The organism is Brumimicrobium glaciale (genome assembly GCF_004152935.1).
Classification (GTDB): domain Bacteria; phylum Bacteroidota; class Bacteroidia; order Flavobacteriales_D; family Crocinitomicaceae; genus Brumimicrobium; species Brumimicrobium glaciale.
This window is the reverse complement of record NZ_SETE01000004.1, coordinates 426,503-443,996: the sequence shown is the minus strand read 5'-3', so window position 1 is coordinate 443,996 and position 17,494 is coordinate 426,503. Positions and strand designations below refer to the sequence as shown.

General features: G+C 34.1%; 15 protein-coding genes. 6 read left to right on the top strand and 9 right to left on the bottom strand.

Annotated features, from left to right (window positions below; genetic code table 11):
* Positions 1 to 484: 484 nt before the first annotated feature.
* On the bottom strand, positions 485 to 2,896 hold the full coding sequence (locus ERX46_RS11620; RefSeq protein ID WP_130094038.1) for a S9 family peptidase: 2,412 nt from the start codon (positions 2,894 to 2,896) through the stop codon (positions 485 to 487).
* A 394-nt stretch (positions 2,897 to 3,290) separates the two neighbouring features.
* Between ERX46_RS11620 and ERX46_RS11615 the strand changes: the two genes are divergently transcribed.
* Positions 3,291 to 4,988, top strand: coding sequence for an AMP-binding protein (locus ERX46_RS11615; protein ID WP_242494570.1), 1,698 nt, complete (start codon positions 3,291 to 3,293; stop codon positions 4,986 to 4,988).
* Positions 4,989 to 5,157: 169 nt separating this feature from the next.
* Here the strand turns inward: ERX46_RS11615 and ERX46_RS11610 are convergent, their stop codons facing one another.
* The 4 genes from ERX46_RS11610 to ERX46_RS11595 all read right to left on the bottom strand — a co-directional run bounded on the left by ERX46_RS11610 (position 5,158) and on the right by ERX46_RS11595 (position 8,394).
* Complete coding sequence (locus ERX46_RS11610; RefSeq protein WP_130094037.1) at positions 5,158 to 5,541, bottom strand: DUF3037 domain-containing protein; 384 nt, start codon at positions 5,539 to 5,541, stop codon at positions 5,158 to 5,160.
* Entirely contained in the window at positions 5,531 to 6,310 is a 780-nt protein-coding gene (locus tag ERX46_RS11605; protein WP_130094036.1) for a HipA family kinase, read from the bottom strand. Before ERX46_RS11605 ends, ERX46_RS11610 begins: the two co-directional genes overlap by 11 nt.
* A gap of 659 nt (positions 6,311 to 6,969) precedes the next feature.
* Complete coding sequence (locus ERX46_RS11600; protein WP_130094035.1) at positions 6,970 to 7,653, bottom strand: aspartate/glutamate racemase family protein; 684 nt, start codon at positions 7,651 to 7,653, stop codon at positions 6,970 to 6,972.
* A gap of 102 nt (positions 7,654 to 7,755) precedes the next feature.
* Positions 7,756 to 8,394 (bottom strand): Tll0287-like domain-containing protein, encoded by a 639-nt coding sequence (locus ERX46_RS11595; protein ID WP_130094034.1) that lies wholly within the window; start codon positions 8,392 to 8,394, stop codon positions 7,756 to 7,758.
* A gap of 347 nt (positions 8,395 to 8,741) precedes the next feature.
* Between ERX46_RS11595 and ERX46_RS11590 the strand changes: the two genes are divergently transcribed.
* The 5 genes from ERX46_RS11590 to ERX46_RS11570 all read left to right on the top strand — a co-directional run bounded on the left by ERX46_RS11590 (position 8,742) and on the right by ERX46_RS11570 (position 12,662).
* Entirely contained in the window at positions 8,742 to 9,398 is a 657-nt protein-coding gene (locus ERX46_RS11590; RefSeq protein WP_130094033.1) for a transglutaminase-like domain-containing protein, read from the top strand.
* A gap of 75 nt (positions 9,399 to 9,473) precedes the next feature.
* Positions 9,474 to 10,103: an SOS response-associated peptidase gene (locus ERX46_RS11585; protein ID WP_130094032.1), complete on the top strand. Its 630-nt coding sequence runs from the start codon at positions 9,474 to 9,476 to the stop codon at positions 10,101 to 10,103.
* 233 nt (positions 10,104 to 10,336) lie between these two features.
* Positions 10,337 to 11,050 (top strand): hypothetical protein, encoded by a 714-nt coding sequence (locus tag ERX46_RS11580; protein WP_130094031.1) that lies wholly within the window; start codon positions 10,337 to 10,339, stop codon positions 11,048 to 11,050.
* 289 nt (positions 11,051 to 11,339) lie between these two features.
* Positions 11,340 to 11,771, top strand: coding sequence for a hypothetical protein (locus ERX46_RS11575; protein ID WP_130094030.1), 432 nt, complete (start codon positions 11,340 to 11,342; stop codon positions 11,769 to 11,771).
* 84 nt (positions 11,772 to 11,855) lie between these two features.
* On the top strand, positions 11,856 to 12,662 hold the full coding sequence (locus tag ERX46_RS11570) for an SDR family oxidoreductase (protein WP_130094029.1): 807 nt from the start codon (positions 11,856 to 11,858) through the stop codon (positions 12,660 to 12,662).
* A 154-nt stretch (positions 12,663 to 12,816) separates the two neighbouring features.
* Here the strand turns inward: ERX46_RS11570 and ERX46_RS11565 are convergent, their stop codons facing one another.
* The 4 genes from ERX46_RS11565 to mutL are packed head-to-tail and all read right to left on the bottom strand — an operon-like array spanning position 12,817 to position 17,488.
* The gene (locus tag ERX46_RS11565) at positions 12,817 to 13,917 is read right to left on the bottom strand and encodes an endonuclease/exonuclease/phosphatase family protein (RefSeq protein ID WP_130094028.1); all 1,101 of its coding nucleotides are present in this window, start codon (positions 13,915 to 13,917) and stop codon (positions 12,817 to 12,819) included.
* A 20-nt stretch (positions 13,918 to 13,937) separates the two neighbouring features.
* Positions 13,938 to 14,861 carry a rhomboid family intramembrane serine protease gene (locus ERX46_RS11560; RefSeq protein ID WP_130094027.1) on the bottom strand — a complete coding sequence of 308 codons (924 nt, stop codon included), beginning with the start codon at positions 14,859 to 14,861 and terminating at the stop codon, positions 13,938 to 13,940.
* Positions 14,862 to 14,864: 3 nt separating this feature from the next.
* Positions 14,865 to 15,626: a rhomboid family intramembrane serine protease gene (locus tag ERX46_RS11555; protein WP_130094026.1), complete on the bottom strand. Its 762-nt coding sequence runs from the start codon at positions 15,624 to 15,626 to the stop codon at positions 14,865 to 14,867.
* Positions 15,623 to 17,488 carry a DNA mismatch repair endonuclease MutL gene (gene mutL / locus ERX46_RS11550; RefSeq protein ID WP_130094025.1) on the bottom strand — a complete coding sequence of 622 codons (1,866 nt, stop codon included), beginning with the start codon at positions 17,486 to 17,488 and terminating at the stop codon, positions 15,623 to 15,625. The genes ERX46_RS11555 and mutL overlap by 4 nt, the downstream gene beginning before the upstream one ends.
* Between the last annotated feature and the right edge of the window lie 6 nt (positions 17,489 to 17,494).

Here is a 17,494-nt window from a genome sequence, read left to right as displayed (position 1 = left end):
CTTTCCCGCTTTGTCCAGCTTCGTTTATGATAATTTCACCATTAATGTAAAAACTAAAAGCAAGAATCGAAGCAATTAATGAAAACACAATTGGAAATCCAGATTTTTTATATGTGAGGATCAACGCAGGAACTATAAATATGTTTGCAAGCCAGCTGATATTTCCACTAAAAATTCCCAAGTTTATATTTGCTAAGCCAATCGACTAGGCAGTTGGATGTCCATTGTTTATGTGGAATGTTTCTAAAAACAATGAAGCAAAGAACATTATAATGCTCAAAGTGAATACTATAAATCTATGGTTTCTCAAAACTCCTTACTGATTAATGATTAACAGAAAGAGAAAGAGAAAGAGAAAGAGAAAGAGAAAGAGAAAGAGAAAGAGAGCGAAGAAAAAAAGCTTCGATTTTTAATGATCCGTTTTATTTATGAGCTTTTTTAAAGGAAAAGCTCATAAATAATGGCAGTCTCTACTCTCTAATCATTACTGACCCTTAACATACTTTTCCAACCACTGATCTTGTTCCCACAACAAATGAAGAATACTTTCTTTTGCTTTGTAGCCATGACTTTCTTTAGGCAGAATCACTAATCTCACCGTTGCTCCAAGGCCTTTTAATGCATTGAAATAGCGTTCACTTTGCATAGGGTAAGTTCCTGAATTATTATCTGCTTCACCGTGAATTAATAAAAGAGGATATTTCATTTTTTCAGCATTCATAAATGGTGACATAGTATTGTAAACTTCTGGCGCTTCCCAATAATTTCTTTCTTCACTTTGGAATCCGAATGGAGTTAATGTTCTATTATAAGCTCCACTTCTCGCTATTCCCGCAGCAAATAAATCACAATGTGAAAGTAAGTTCGCCACCATAAATGCACCGTAAGAATGTCCACCAACAGCAACTCTATTTCTGTCGATGTAACCTAATTCATCCACAGCGTCAATCGCTGCTTTTCCATTCGAAACCAGTTGTTCAATGTACGTGTCATTTGGTTCATTATCGCCTTCACCAACTATTGGGAATGAAGCATTGTCTAAAACAACGTAGCCTTTCGTTACCCAATAAATCATTGAACCGTAAAACGGAAATGTAAATTTATTCGGATTTTGTGTGTTTTGACCTGCACTAAATTTGTCTTTATATTCAGTAGGATAAGCCCAAATAATCATTGGCATTTTCTCCTTGCTTTCCATATCATATCCAATAGGTAAATACAAAGTTCCCGAAAGATCTAATCCATCTGCACGTTTGTAATTGATTACTTCTTTATGTACATTTTGGATGCTTACAAAAGGATTTTTGAAGAAAGTAATTTGATTCAATTTATTTCCTTTAATCTTTCTGAAGGAGTAATTTGGATATTCTGTTGGTGATTCAATTCTCACTAAAAGTTGATTGTTTTCAAGGTCATAATCTTGTAAATTCTCAATTTTATCAGTGTATTTCGATTGATAGATACGTTTTGTTTTTAAATCCTTTAGATTCATTTGGTCTAAGAATGGAAATTGTCCTTCCTCAGTATAGCCGTCACCTAAAAGATAAGCGTTATCATTTGACAAAGCCAAAACACTTCTTCCCATCGCATTTCTTTTGGTTACAAAATTTCCAGGATCGCTATATTTATCTTGGTAACTTCTGTCTGATATCGTTTTTGGTTCAATTGAAGCATCAGAAGGATTGAAAATATAAGATTTTGTATTTCTAGTATTGAACCAATAATCACTTGCAATGGCCATTGAGTTATTTGCCCACTGAATTCTGCTCATTCGATTGATTGTCTTGATTAAGCTTCTTTCGTTTCCTTTAAATGGCGCTTCCATTTCAAAAGTTTCATCTCTAAATGGAACTTCGTTTTCTGGATCTCCACCATCAAGTGCTTTTGTATAAATTAAAGTAGAAGGTTTGTCGTTTCTCCATGAAAAGTCTCTTTTCCCTTCTCTAACAGCCATAAATCCTTGTGGTAAATCTTCGATTAGCGGAACTTCTAAAACTGTTTCTACTTTCTTTCCGTCTTTGGTGTAAATCGTCGTTTTTGAAGGGAATCTATAATAAGGAACTAAGTAAGAAAATGGTTTTTCAACTGTTTCAATCATTACATAATTTCCGTCAGGAGAAAAGTCTATTGTTGTGTAAATATTGTCGCCTAACCATTTCTCAGTGCTTCCATCCAAATTAACTTTATAAATTTCTGATAAAGCCAGTTGCTCAAAGTTATGCTCATCACTTTTATTGCTCAGTAAATCTTGATAAGTTCTATTCTGTGCTTTCTTTCCATCGTTTACAGAGATAGTTGGTCCAGAAGGAACAGCAGTTTTTGTATTGATTAATTCTTTTTTATTTGATGAAACGACTTTCACTAACAATGATTTTCCATCATCAAACCAATTGATAACATCACCAATGTTGGCGTTTATATTGTCGCTTGTTAATTTTTTAACTGTTGCAGTGGCTAAGTCTAAAACCCAAACTTCAACGCCATTTTCTGCGGTATTGGTAAAGGCTAATTTATCTTGTTTTGGCGACCATTTAAAATTCGTGAGTTTTGGATTTTTAGGCAAGTTCTTCACCTGAATAATCTCCGCATTTTTCTCCTTAAGATTCTTAACTTGAATATTATTAAAGTAAGTTACACGACTTCCAATATTCGTTTTAGGATCGATTCGTAAACCTCCTAAACGCAATTCTTCTTGAGAAAGTTCTTCAATCGATCCATACATATTGCGCGAAATCAGAATCATAAATGATTTGCTTTCATCCATAAGAACGCTTGGTGCCAAGGATACATCTACTAAGTCTAAAATTTCTTTTGAAGGCTTTTGGTAGGTTAGTCCTTCTTGGGCGTTGAGTTGAGTAATTGAAAACAATAGAAACAAAAAAGTAAATATTCTCATGTGAATTGTTGTTTTTGGGTGAATGAAACTATTAAGGATTCTAAAATAGTAATTTTTAACCGTTAAGACGCAAATTTTTCGCACTTGTGCAGAGTTTGCCGAAGTAAAGTTTGAAGAGAAAAGAAGGGGGATTATGAGTTATGAATGATGAACGTCAGGTTTACTTAGATGGGTTTTTTATTGGTTAATTGTTAATTATCAATGGTTAATAGTGGATTTGTTTTAATATCTACTGCGTAGTTGTTGCGATGATTTTGACGTATTTTTTGACTTCTTGTTGTTTCTTTGAGGTTATTCTCTGCTAAATAAATCTAATAAAGAATCGATATCTATAGGACGTTTAGCTTTGATTATGACTAGAATATGTATAAGTTTAGTTTTCAAAGTAAACTATATGAAAATTTTAGAATTATATAATCGTGTAGCTCAGGCTATAAAAGACAAGGACTTCGAAAGTTTGAAGGAATTAAAACCTAAAAAGCCAGAGTTTTTCAATTGGGTAACTGATATTTTTGAACCGCAGAATGTCAAGCAGAATCCAAATGACAAGGCATTGATTTGGAAATACAATGCGCAACGCGAGGACTTTACTTATAAAGAAATTTCAGAACGCAGTAATCAGTTTTTAAATTTAATGCGAAAACATGGAATTACACATGGAGATAAAATCTTTGTTCAACTTCCGCTTGTCCCTTCGAATTGGTATGGATATTTAGCTTGTATAAAAGGAGGAGTTGTGATTATTCCTGCGGCAACAAGTTTAGAGACGCGTGATTTAGAATTTCGTTTTAAATCTGTTCTTCCACAAGTTACCTTATCGGATGCTGCAAATGCAGATAAAATAGACGAAGCAGAAAAGAACAATGGTCAGAAGATTAAATTGAAAATCCTTACTGAAGGAACACGAGAAGGTTGGATTTCTATCGATGATATTTTTTCAGAATCTAAAGTAGCTGAAGGGGCTAAAACCCGTTCCGATGATGATTTATTTTACTTCTTCACTTCTGGAACAACCGGAATGCCAAAGATTGTCGTGCATACACATTTCGGATATCCGATTGGACATTTAACGACTACTACTTGGGTTGGATTACAAAAAGGGGATTTACATTATAATATTTCTCAACCAGGTTGGGCGAAATTTTCATGGAGCAGCTTTTTTGCACCTTGGAATGTTGGAGCAACAATTTTAGGATATCACATCGATCGTTTTGTGCCTAAAGAGCAATTACAAACCATTCAAGATTTTAAAGTGACGACTTTTTGTTCGCCACCAACCTCTCTAAGAATGCTGATTCAGGAAGATTTAGCTTCATATAATTTCTCTTTGAGGGAATGTGTTGCTGCTGGTGAACCTTTAAATCCAGAAATCATTGAAGTTTGGAAAAAGGCTACAGGAATTCTTATTCGTGATGGATATGGACAAACGGAAGCAACTGCTTTGGTAGGAAACTTACCTGGAAATAAAGTGAAGTTTGGTTCAATGGGGAAACCTACATTTCTGTATGATATTCTAATTGCCGATGATGATGGAAATGAAGTAGAAACTTCTGAAGAAGGGAATATTTGCTTGAGACATCATCCAGAAATCGTAACTGGTGTGTTTAAAACCTACTTAATTGATACCAAAAGAAATGATTTAGTTTTCAAGCATGGTTTGTATTACACTGGAGACAAAGCATACAAAGATGAGGAAGGTTATTTTTGGTTTGTGGGTCGTGATGATGATGTAATCAAAGCTTCTGACTTTAGAGTAGGGCCATTTGAAGTAGAAAGTGTTCTGTTAGAACATCCAAAAGTATTGGAAACAGCAGTTGTAGCGAGTCCACATGAAATGCGAAGTAACGCCGTAAAAGCATTTGTTGTTTTGGCGGGTGGTGCAAAAGCTTCTGCGGAATTGGCGAAAGAATTATTCGTCTATTCAGAAGAGCATTTGTCACGCTATAAAATTCCAAGAATCATCGAATTCACTAAAGAATTACCAAAAACTATTTCAGGAAAAATACGAAGAGTTGAACTCCGTGCTGAAGAAGCGATGAGTAAACACAAAAAGGAAAAACGTGATAATGAATTTTATCATGATAAGTATTAGGTGAGATAAATTCTTGTTGGGAAATTATGTGGGAAGGTCTTTGGAAGGAGGAAAGTTTAATTGGAAATTGAGCCTTCGTTCTTCCATTCTATCAACCTCAATAACTCTCATTCCGGAAAGTACAATGACAAGGAATCTCATTTTTTTCATTTTGTAAGCTATAATAAGTTTACAAAACAAAGCGCTCAAATATATCCTCTAATTCCTTTTCAGGATCTTCACAAACTCCGGTATGTGTGATAGAGCTGTGAATAATCGTACTTCTCGTTGCAACCAACCAACGAAAACGATCTGGCATTTCCATTTGTGCGATAGCATTACTTTTTGGTTCTGCATTGCAAATCCTTTCCCACGCTTTTAAATAAGCTTCAAGCTCTTGTTTCGTGTATTCACTTTTAAAAGCGGCCAATTTATCTTCGTCAATATGAAAACGAAGCGCTAAGAATTTCTTTGGTTTTGAATATAGAATCGCTCCAATATTGAAAAACTCTCTGCGTTCCACAAGTGGTGCAAACTGAATGATGGCGTATTCGTATATAAATTTATCTTGCATCTTGCGCTTCTTTTACGAGTACATCAATTAATCTCAATTTAGCCATCATATATTCCAAATATGCTGCACGTTTTTCATCTGGATTGATTGGGTCATGTTCATCTGTTAGCCATTCTTCAGGAATGACATTAATGATGTTTTTAATGGTTTCTTCGTTTAATTCACTTTGAATTTCTTTCGCTGCTTTATCTAATTCTGTAGCTTTTTCAAGAAGAACATGATCTTTAATCATTGGAAAACTACGTGTAAGATGTTGTTTCCAATTATTCCAATTGTGATGAAAGTAAAACGCTGCTCCGTTATCAATAATCCACAATTCTTTTTGCCACATCAAGAGATTTGGATTCTTTGTTGTTCTATCGATATTAGAAATCAAACTGTCTAGAATAACGATTTTAGAACAAGTCATAGCTGGAGCTACAGAAACTAAAGGATCGTAAGTTATTGCAGAAGACAGGAAATGTAACCCTAAATTTAATCCAACACTGAATTTTAGTAAATCTTGAACCTCTTCATCTGGTTCCATTTTAGAAAAGGAATCATCGAGATTCATAAAAACCAATTCTGGAACTTTTAGTCCTATTGCTCGTGCTAATTCTCCACCAAGAAACTCAGCAATAAGCGCTTTCTTGCCTTGTCCAGCTCCTCTGAATTTTATAATATAAAGGAAATAGTCATTAGCTTTTACAATTCCAGGCATGGAACCTCCTTCACGCAGAGGACTTATATATTGAACGACATCTACTGTGCGAATATCAATTTTGTGCATAAAACAGCTTGTTTTGAATAATTGATTTTTATTGGACTAAGGTAGTGAAAAAGTAGAAAGTGGTAATTTATTCTATATTATCTAAAACAAAGTGTATTAAATAGAGATAATAAATCTAGCATGAAATTATACAACAATTCAGGAACGACTTTACATCTAATGAATTAAAACGGAAGTACATCATTCATTAATCATGGTGCCACAAGTAGCTTTAAATGTTCGACAAGAATATATTACTGTACAAATTGCTTAGAAAATGTTAAGAATCGTTCCAAAGAAACATTTATAGCGGGTGGAGAAGGTGCGTCCTGTGGAAAAACAATAACGCTTAAGTAAATAAAAATGATCTCAGTACCCTAATAACACCATAATACCACCTAAAATTTGTCAAGCAGTACTTCTGAAAAAAGGGGGGGTTGATTTTTTTATAATCCAAAGTATGAAATCATGGTTCAATTAAAGGGTAAATTCACAACAAGCGGTTATTCAGAACAAACACTTTTTTATTCGCCATGGATGTTGTCAATTATCAAAACAGTAGCTATTCATTATTTATGCTTTTACCCAAATAATATTTCATTAAAAGTTCTTTAATTGGTGATATCCTTTGCTCTAAATCCACTACTACCGCGAGTTTCCAAATTGTGGCACGTTAAAAATTATCCATTAACAATAAAGTCCACCGCCATTTCCACATGCAATCCCGTAGTATCAATCAAATGAAAATCTGTTTCCTCTTGTTTAATCAATATTGGTAATTCTGTGCAACCCATAATCATCGCATCAGCGCCTTTTTCTTTTAAAGCTTTCATTTGCTCCAGAAAGTAAGTTTTTGCTTCTGCTGAAAAGACTCCTTGAGTTAATTCTTTAGAAATATAATGGTGCACTTTTTCGATATTCTCCTCATCTGGAAGTGTTATTTCAAGCGGATAATTGTCTTTGATGTAATTTTCAAGAAAACCAATTTTCACAGTTTGTTTCGTTCCTAAAAGCCCTAGATTCTTAAAGTTATTTTTGATAGCATAATCCCCAATCGCTTTTCCAATATGTAGAATAGGAACATCAATTTTTGGTTGAACAAAATCGTAAACCATGTGTGGCGTATTCGCACAAATCAAAATCCCCTCAGCTCCAATTGAAATCAATTCTTTCGAAATTCTAAGGTATTCATTTTGAATTTTTTCACGATCGCCAGAACGCATCAAAGCAATGTTCAAACTATACAAAAGTAACTCAGGATTTTGATCATGTCCAATAACATCACTCACTTTTTCATTAATCATTCGATAATAATCTATTGTAGAATGATAAGATGTCCCTCCAATTAACCCTAGTTTTTTCATTACGTCCTATTTTAAAATTTATTCCCGAAATTGCTTCCGCTAGTGTTGACACTCCTATCGCGTTAACCATTAATAATTAACCATTAAATTAATAATTAATAATTACCTCTCAAAGATTATACTCCAAATCCCCCTAACTTCATTGTCCTGGTATCCTGTCGCTTTATCCTCTGGATACAATTTCGAAAGCATCGCCAAAGTAGCTGGTTTTACGACATCTTCTTTCGTTCCGTGACATTGTAGACACATTTCATTCGTGATAATTGGGTAATAAAATTGTACTTGATCTCCGTTAATTTCTACATTCGGTTTGATGTCTTTTCCTTTTTTACCATCTGCAATTAAGCCTTTGTAATACTCAATTTGATCTAATTCTCTGGCATTTGCAGCATTGTTTTGATTACGTGGTTTGTCACTCACACGTCTGATTTTCGCATTGTGAACCTGACTCATGCTATCCGTAAGTGGCATCGCTTGAACATTACAAAAATCAAGTGCATGTTCTGTTCCTTTTTCCATAATCGCAGCCATCAAATTTTTCCCTAAAGTTGCTTTTGTAGTTGAGGCATATTTGAAACCAATATCGCTGTATTTTTGAATCTCTTCATCGTGCTGCTGCTGTTCCACTAATTCAAGTGAATCCAGTGTAGCTTGATTTTTTTCTGCTAATTCTTGATTACTTGGTGATGAACAAGCTGCGAAAAGTGATGCGGTAATAAATAGAAGTGCTAATTTTTTCATTGTTTCAGGTTTTGTGCTGTTTAATTGTACATACAAATATAAATGTAAGGATTAAGAATTTATGAAACAAAAGTCACAATGAAAGACTTGAGTCTTTTACATTATTGAGTGGGAGTAAGGAGTATTGAGGCGAGATCAATTGGCTTTATTCTTTTGGAATTGAGTTTTCTTCTTTTTTGGGCATTCCCCTGATATTCTTCTCCGTAAACTCCAAAGAATATCAGGGTCGGGCTATCCGCTGTATCTTTTTTTAAAAAAGGATGCCGCTGCTATCCCTAATGCAAATCAATTACGAATTATCAATTATCAATTACGAATTCTCAATTGATAATTCGTAATTTTGAAGTATGACTGAGGAGGAACAACAAAGATATTTAAGAGCGACATCAATTCTTGAGGTAAATCATGAAAGTACCAAAGAATTGATTTCAACTATTGATACTTCTTTATCTAAAAAAGAGCAGGCCATTGCTTTGTACTATAAAGTGAGAGATGGCTTTATTTACAATCCTTACCATTTAGATTTACGTCCTGAAGGATTAAAATCGAGTAAAATCATGAAACAAAGTCGCGCTTGGTGTGTGGAGAAATCAATTGTCTTGGCAACTGGATTGCGCGCTTTGGGAATTCCTTCAAAATTAGGTTATGGAAATGTAGTGAATCATATTGGAGTCGAAAAATTAACAAAGGTTCTGCGACGCGAAGAAATTGTATTTCACGGTTATGTTTCTGCTTATTTGAATGGTAAATGGGTAAAGTCAACACCGGCTTTTGATCCTTTAATTTGTAAACTCTCTGGAGTTGATCCATTGGAATGGGATGGAGAAAATGACGCTTTGTTTCAAGCTTATCAAGGGGATCAGAAATTTATGGAATACAAACATTTCTATGGAGAGTTTGATGATGTTCCTGTAGAGTTAATGAATGCTGAAATGAAAAAGTATTATCCGCATCTTTTTGAAGGAGAGCATAATTCTCGTTCGTTTTCGTTCTTCCATTTATAGTCGCTAACGTTTGCTTATCAAAGTATAAAACGGGTTGAGTCTTATAACTTTGAATAATAAATGTAATTTCGTATAATGTGTTACAACGTTCAACAAAAAGCAACTATAAAGGAATTAACGGAGCGATTTAACGCTCAATTCGATATGCCAGCTTTGTACAATCCAAAGAATATCATCAGTGGATTCGATTTTCCATTACTTCCTGTTTTAAAGAGCGATGCTCCAGAAGTTTTCCAATTTTTGAATTGGGGATTAATTCCACATTGGGCAAAAGATGAAGAAATTCGCAAGAACACATTAAATGCAAAACTTGAAACGATAGGAGAGGTGGCCTCTTTTAAAGACGTTAATGACCAACGTTGTGTTTTGCCTGTCACAGGATTCTACGAATGGAAATGGTTGGACAGCAAAGGAAAACGCAAAGAGAAATACTTAATTCAATTGGAAAAACAACCCGTTTTTGGATTAGCAGGATTGTATAGTTCATGGACCAATCCAAAAAACGGAGAAATCACCGATTCCTTTTCATTGTTAACAACTGAAGCCAATGAGATAATGGCAGAAATTCATAACATCAAAAAACGAATGCCATTGATTATGGATACACAGCAAGCCAAAGAATGGTTGAGAAATGGAAATATCAATTTGAATGATTGCTTGAAAACTAAATGTATAGAAAGTGATGGGCAATTAGGTTTGTTTTAGAAGGTGAAATGGTGTAAGATTTTTGTTATGTAAATTAACATCATCTAAATTTATTGAACTGTAGCCTAAGCGCAGTCTATAATTTCTAAAAAAGTATTGTTTTTAAAAAGTTAGCGAATAAGGCTTTGATGTTTCGTTAACTAAAATTTAAAATAGGAATAGACTGTTAATTAGGTTAATTGCAATAGTTTTGTCTTACTAATACAATATTTATAAAACAAAACACAATTACAATGAAAAAGATTAAAATTTTATTATTCATGCTAACGATTTCGTTAGGTACACAATTAAATGCTCAAAGCTTTACAAATGGAATGGATGGCTTTTCTAAGAAAAAACCTGCTAAAGTAACTTTGAATGATGGAACTGAAGTTAACGGTTTAATCAGTAAGTTGAAAAGAAAAAAAGGAAACTTTGTGAGTATCACAATAGAGAATGGAGGAGCAAAAGTAGCTTACGCAGCTAAAGATATAAAGCAAATGTATTTAGCGCCGAGTGGTTTACAAAAAATGGGTTCTGGTCTTGAGAAAGCAACAGACGTAAATAGATGGAATAAATCAGATTTAGATCCAGCTTTAATAAAAGATGGATATGCGTTTTTTGAAACAACCAAATTCAAAAAGAAGAAAAAAGAATTTACGGGTATGTTGCAATTGGTAAATACAACTTCTGCTGGAGATATTAGAATATACTTTGATCCTTTGGCAAAAAGTGGAGCTTCGGCTTCTATTGGCGGAATAAATGTTGCAGGAGGTTTAGATAAGTCTTATTATATCAAAAATGGAGATGAAGCTGCTATTTATACAGATAAATCAGAGTATAAGAAAAATGGTTCAACTTTATACGGTGACTGTCAAGAAGCAATAGATGCATTTAATAACTCCAAATCAACATGGAAAGAATTCCCTATTCATGTACAAACTTACTTTGATAACTGCCAGAAGTAATTTAAGTTTTAACAAATTATAAAATGCGTTTCAAGAAATTGGAACGCATTTTTTTTACCCAATAATTTAATGGTTGTTACCATCAACATCGCAATTTTAAACTTTACAAAAAATAAGTAACCTTCACAGCCTTAAATTAGTAAACAATAGCATCATTTTAGTAAGACTGTTGACAGTTCTATAGTTTCTCACTGATTCAACTTGCAATAGCAAATAATAATTTCTAAATTGAAAATATTGGTAAGCAAACTCTTGCCAAATAAATTACACACAAACTAAACTTGAAATTATGCTAAAACGTACAAATGCTATTCGGAACGGACTTCTTCTTTTTGCTATCTTGGGATTATACTTCCTTTTATTAGACGCATTAGGATGGGCAGATAATTTATTTCTAAGACTGGGAAACTATGTATTTATATTTCTTATGGTAAACAATACCTTGAAATCCGCTGTTAAGAATGGCGAAAACTATCTCAGCAAACTGGCAGTTGGAATAGTGACTGTATTTATTGCAATGACATTAGGTGCTATTTCTCTATTCATATACCTTCAAGTTTTAGAACCAGATTTAGAAAGGTACATTAGTCCAGTTATTGCAGCCAATAGTTATTCAGGACTTTGTGTAGCACTCTTCATTCAAAGCTTAGCTTCTTCAATGATTTTAGTATTTATTTTATCACAATTGTACAAGAATAAAAAGCCATCTGAGATGAAGTAAAGATTTTATACTATTTTTGAGTAGGGACGGTCATAATCGTTCCTTTTTCAAGAAAATAGAAATAATATTTTATATTCCAATAATATGTCGAACTTCAAAAACAAAACAGCATTAATCACAGGAGGAGCTTCTGGTATTGGTAAAATAATGGCGCGTTTATTATTAGAACGCGGAGCAAAAGTTATCCTTTGGGACATCAATCCTAAGGGAATCGAAGAAGTAATTACGGAATTCAGTTCGAAAGGAGAAATATCAGGCTACACAGTCGATATTTCAAATATTGAACAAGTAAAATTAACTGCTGAACAAGTAAAGCAAGAAAAAGGAGTTGTAGACATTCTTATTAATAACGCTGGAATTATAGTCGGAAAATTCTTCCACGAACACACAGTCGAGGAAATCACATCAACGACTGCAATTAATGCCAGTGCTCCAATGATTATTACCAGTTGTTTTATTCAAGACATGATGAATCAAAATTCTGGATATGTGTGTAACATAGCTTCATCAGGTGGATTAATTTCCAATCCAAAAATGTCAGTCTACGCCGCAAGTAAATGGTCGTTGATTGGTTGGTCAGATAGTCTAAGATTAGAAATGAAACAACTCAATAAAGATGTTCATTTCACTACAATAATGCCTTATTACATCAATACAGGAATGTTTGACGGAGTTAAATCTAAAATTCCAATTTTAAAACCAGAACCCGCAGCATTAACAATTATAAATGCCATTGAAAAGAAGAAATCGACGGTGACATTGCCAGGCTACATTTATCGCATAACAAGATTGGGTCAAGCAATTATGCCTATAAACATGTTCGACTGGTTCGCAGGAAGTGTATTAGGGATTTATAAAACGATGGAGTCTTTTACTGGAAGAGGTAAATAATTTAGAATGTTATATTGAAACTTTATGTTTCAATTCAGTGCTGTCCAATTAAAATATTAACTCTTCAAAGAATCTTTTGTTTAGCCCCTTTCGAAGGCACAAATTGCATTCCAAGAAGAACATTGACAACACGTTAATAATTAACAATTATCTCCTACCGCATCCTAAAACTAGCCATTACCGGATAATGATCAGATAATACCTTTTCTTTCCAAGTTTTGAAAGAAACAGCTGCAAAACCTTCATTGTGGAAAATGTAATCAATTCTTCCAGCTGGAACTTTTCCGGCATAAGTTCTTGTCATGCTTAAACTTCCTTCGTAAAAAGCATCTTTGAAATGCTTGTTGAACATGGAGTAAGCGTAAGATGTTGGTGGGTCATTCAAGTCTCCGTTAATAATAACAGGATAGGGAGAAGTTAAAACGTGATCAATGATTTTTTGAGCTTGGTCTGCACGCAATGGATATGCTTTTTTGAGTTTTGAAACAAGTCCTTTTATGCGTGAAGAATATGTTTTTGTGCTGGCAACCTCAGTATCGAATAATGAATACTCATCTTTCTGAAAACGTATGCTTTCTAAGTGACAATTGTAGACACGAATGGTGTCTTTTCCTTTTACTATATCAGCAAATAAACTGCGAATAGTTTGGGTAGAATCACTGATTATTTCTGAATGAATAATCGGATACTTAGAATAAATAGCTTGACCCGAAAACATCTTTTTAAGTTCCAAAGTCATTGTAGTGGTGTGATATTTGAATCCTCCTGCTTTTTTAATTTCCTCTGGTGAGATGATCCTTTTATTGGATTCATCTTCCGCATATTCCTGTATCGATAAAATGTCTGGAGATTCTGATTTGAATAATTCCGTGAATGCTCCTTTGCTATCAACTAATTCAGGAGTTAGGAATTTATATGCATCAAATAATCGTACATTGAATGACATCACTTTAATTTCTTTCTCTGAATATGATGTGAGATCTGGAGATTTAAAATCGATTCCAAAATATTTGGCATGTGTAAATGTTCCAACGAATAGCACTAGAATTGAAAACGCAAGTCTTCTGTTCATTAAGAAATTCAGAATTGTCAAAAGAATTGTAGCTACCAATAAGGCTGGATAAGCCAGTCCAAATAATTGAAGAAACCAGAATTTTTGAGGCGGAATAACTGAACTTGTATAACTTACAAGAAGACCTAATGAAACGAATAGGGTGGTGTAGCGAACAATTAATTTTATTAATCGAAAGAGCATTCTTTTCTCATTTTAGGTAGTTATTGGCTTTGGTCAAATAGAATTTGCTTTTCTTTTTTGGTTAAACTATCGTAACCAGATTTAGAAATTTTATCAAGAATAGCATCTATTTCCGCTTGTTTCTTCTTTTTATCAAGGTTGTACTCTGAGTCTGTTTGTTTTTGTGTTTTAGTTGAAGAACTTGTCGTGCTTTTACCGCCTTTATGTGCTTTCATTTTAGGTTTACCGCTAAAACTTGCTTTGATGTTTTCGACTGTAACACGGGTGAAATTGACAACGTTATTTTTAGAATTAATGTTACGAATAGAAAGAATCCCAAAAGCTGCTCCTCCTAAATGTGCGAAATGTGCAACATTATCAGCTCCACCCATTTGTACGAGATCCATCAAAATAAATATTCCTGCCAAGTAAATCATCTTCACCTTAAACCTTCCGAAAAGATGAACAATTGCCATTGGACGGTGGAAAGCTGCAGCCATAAAAATTGCGTTTACCGATCCAGATGCTCCAACAACAAAAGTTTGTGTTCCTTGTAGTGCAGGGAAAAGTGAATAAGCTGCAATTTGAAAAAATCCTCCCATTATTCCACCTAATATATAAGTGTAAAGTAATCTCTGATTAGAGAAATACATCATAAAGAACTTCGAAATGAAATAGAGGAAAAGCATATTGAATGCGAGGTGCATAAAGTCAAAATGCGCAAATATACTGGTGAATATTCCCCAAGGATGCGTCAAGAACCCAAAGAAATCTCCTCGTAAAGTGAAGAAATTATAAACAAATGATTCGAGTGGATTAGATCCTCCATTGCTCACCATAAGTGAACCAAAAACTAAGAGTATATTGATTAAAACGAAAACAGCTAAGTTCACACCAATTAACTTGATCTGCATACCTCCATGTTTCCATTGGTACTTTATCTCATCGCTAAAATTACGGTTCATAGTCTAATAAAATTTTCGTTTGTCCTTTTGCCAGAAAAGCACGATGATAAATCCAACAATTGCTCCACCTAAATGCGCTAAATGCGCTACGTTGTCTCCTGGATTGTTTTGGAAAGAGTTGTAAACTGCAATTCCCACCATGATTGTTACTAACCATTTTGCTTTGATTGGAATAGGAGGGAAAAGTAACATAAGTTTTGTATTCGGGAACAAATAACCAAACCCAACCAATACACCGTAAACGGCACCTGATGCACCTACAACTGGAGTTGATATTCCTGCAATGTAATCTTGCACAAGGCTATTCGTATTGGGTATAACGTTGAATGTTTGAATGTATCCATTCTGTAGCTCTACAATTTTATCTTGTAAACTGTAGAGGTCAGTATATCCCGCTGCTATTAGCTGTTCTTCGATGTTTCTTACTTCAATATATCCAACTAATTGATGCAAGAAAAAAGCACCAAGCGCTGTTGCAATATAGAATATAAAAAATCGTTTTGGTCCCCACACTTGCTCTAATGCAGAACCAAATATGACAAGGGCAAACATGTTAAAAAGAATGTGAAAAAATCCACCGTGCATGAAAAAATGAGTCACTATTTGGTAAGGCTCAAAGTTCGGTGAGTTAAAAACGTATCCTCCTAAAATTCGTGTCATAGGAATCCCTTGGGATTCTCCCAACATGGTAATGATAAACATGATTACATTCAGCAGCAGTAAGCTCTTTACTACTGGTGGCATGTTTCCTAATATATTATTCATGATAGATAATTATTCAGTTCTTCAATCGAAATTGTGTTCAAAATTCTTTTTCCACTTGGCGAATATTGATGTTGTTCACTTTGGAACAATCGATCAATCAAGTAGTTCATTTCTTCTTCAGAAAGTGCCTTACTTCGGTGATTCGTTGCTGCAGCGGATAAAGATAAAATTAATTCGTGGACCAACTCTCCTTTGTCAAGTTCTTCGTGGGTTATTTTTTCAATAATTCCATCCAAACATTGGGTAACATATTCCACTTCCAACATCGAAGGAACGCTTGATAAAACAAGTGTGTTGTTTTTCCAATCCCAATCAAAACCTAGTCTTTTTAATGTACTGGAATTGTTTTCCCATTCTAATTTTTGCGTGGAGAGCAAATTATATTCATAAGGAAACATGAGTTGTTGAGCTGCAATCGGAGAAAGCATAAAATGTTCCATTAATTCATCGTAAAGTACGCGTTCATTCGCACGATTAATATGAACCAACATGGCGCCAGATTTAACTTGAATCAATAATAAATTGCGGTGTAATTGTATTTTATTTGAACTCGATTTTAAAGGTTCTTCAAAACTAATTTCCTCTTCCTCTTCTGTTTTCAATTCTTCTTGTGCTTCTTCAGTAATTTTATAAAAATCTTCCCATTCTTCTTTATTAGGTTTTAGACTTTTAAAGCTATTTGATCCTCCTGAACTACCAAAACTTCCTGAACTTCCGCTTCCGCTAAAACCAGAGGATGATCCAGATGAACTACTTTTAAAAGGATTAAAAGATGAATCTACTCTAATTTCAGGTTGACGAATTGGACTATTTTGTTGTTCTATTGATAAATCAAATTGTGCTTCATGTTCAAAGTCTAAAATAGGAGCAATGTTATATTTTCCAAGCGCCAATTTAACCGCACTCCTTATTATACTGTAAATACTTCTATCATCTTCGAACTTTACTTCCGTTTTTGTTGGATGAACATTAACGTCCAATGTATTTGAAGGTACTTCAAGATAAATAAAGTAGGAAGGATAATGTTTTGGTGGCATCAAATTGTCATATCCTGCAACAACAGCATGATTAAAATAACTGTCTTTAAAGTACCTGTTATTCACAAAAAAGTATTGTTCTCCTCTCGTTTTACGCGAAAATTCAGGTTTTCCGATAAACCCTTTCACTTTTACAATATCAGTTTCCTCTTCAATAGGCACTAATTTATCATTGAAGTTTCTTCCAAATAAATCAACGATTCTTTTTCTTAAACCTGCTCCGTCTAATTTGTGAATTACATTTCCATTGTGAGAAAATATAAATCCAACTTCAGGATGTGTTAAAGCAATTCTATTGAATTCCTCAATGATATGTTTTGTTTCAACATTATCCGATTTCAAGAAATTTCTTCTCGCGGGAACGTTAAAAAATAAATTCTTTACGGATATAGAAGTTCCTTTTCCTCTTGAACTTGGTTCTTGAGAAGTAATTTTACTTCCGGCTATTTGAATTTTTGTTCCAATTTGTTCACCTTGTTCGATGGTGTCCATTTCAACATGGGCAATTGCAGCAATTGATGCCAAAGCTTCTCCACGGAATCCTTTAGTGGTCAGTGTAAATAAGTCTGCTGCTGAAGTTATTTTACTCGTCGCGTGCCGTTCAAAAGACATTCTCGCATCCATTTCAGACATTCCTTTTCCGTCGTCTATAATTTGAATGGATGTTTTTCCAGCGTCTTTTATATGCAGTTCAATATTATTTGCACCAGCATCTACGGCATTTTCAATGAGTTCTTTAACAACTGAGGCAGGTCTTTGAATAACTTCTCCTGCGGCGATTTGGTTGGCTATATTATCTGGGAGTAAACGAATTACTTCTGACATTCTTTA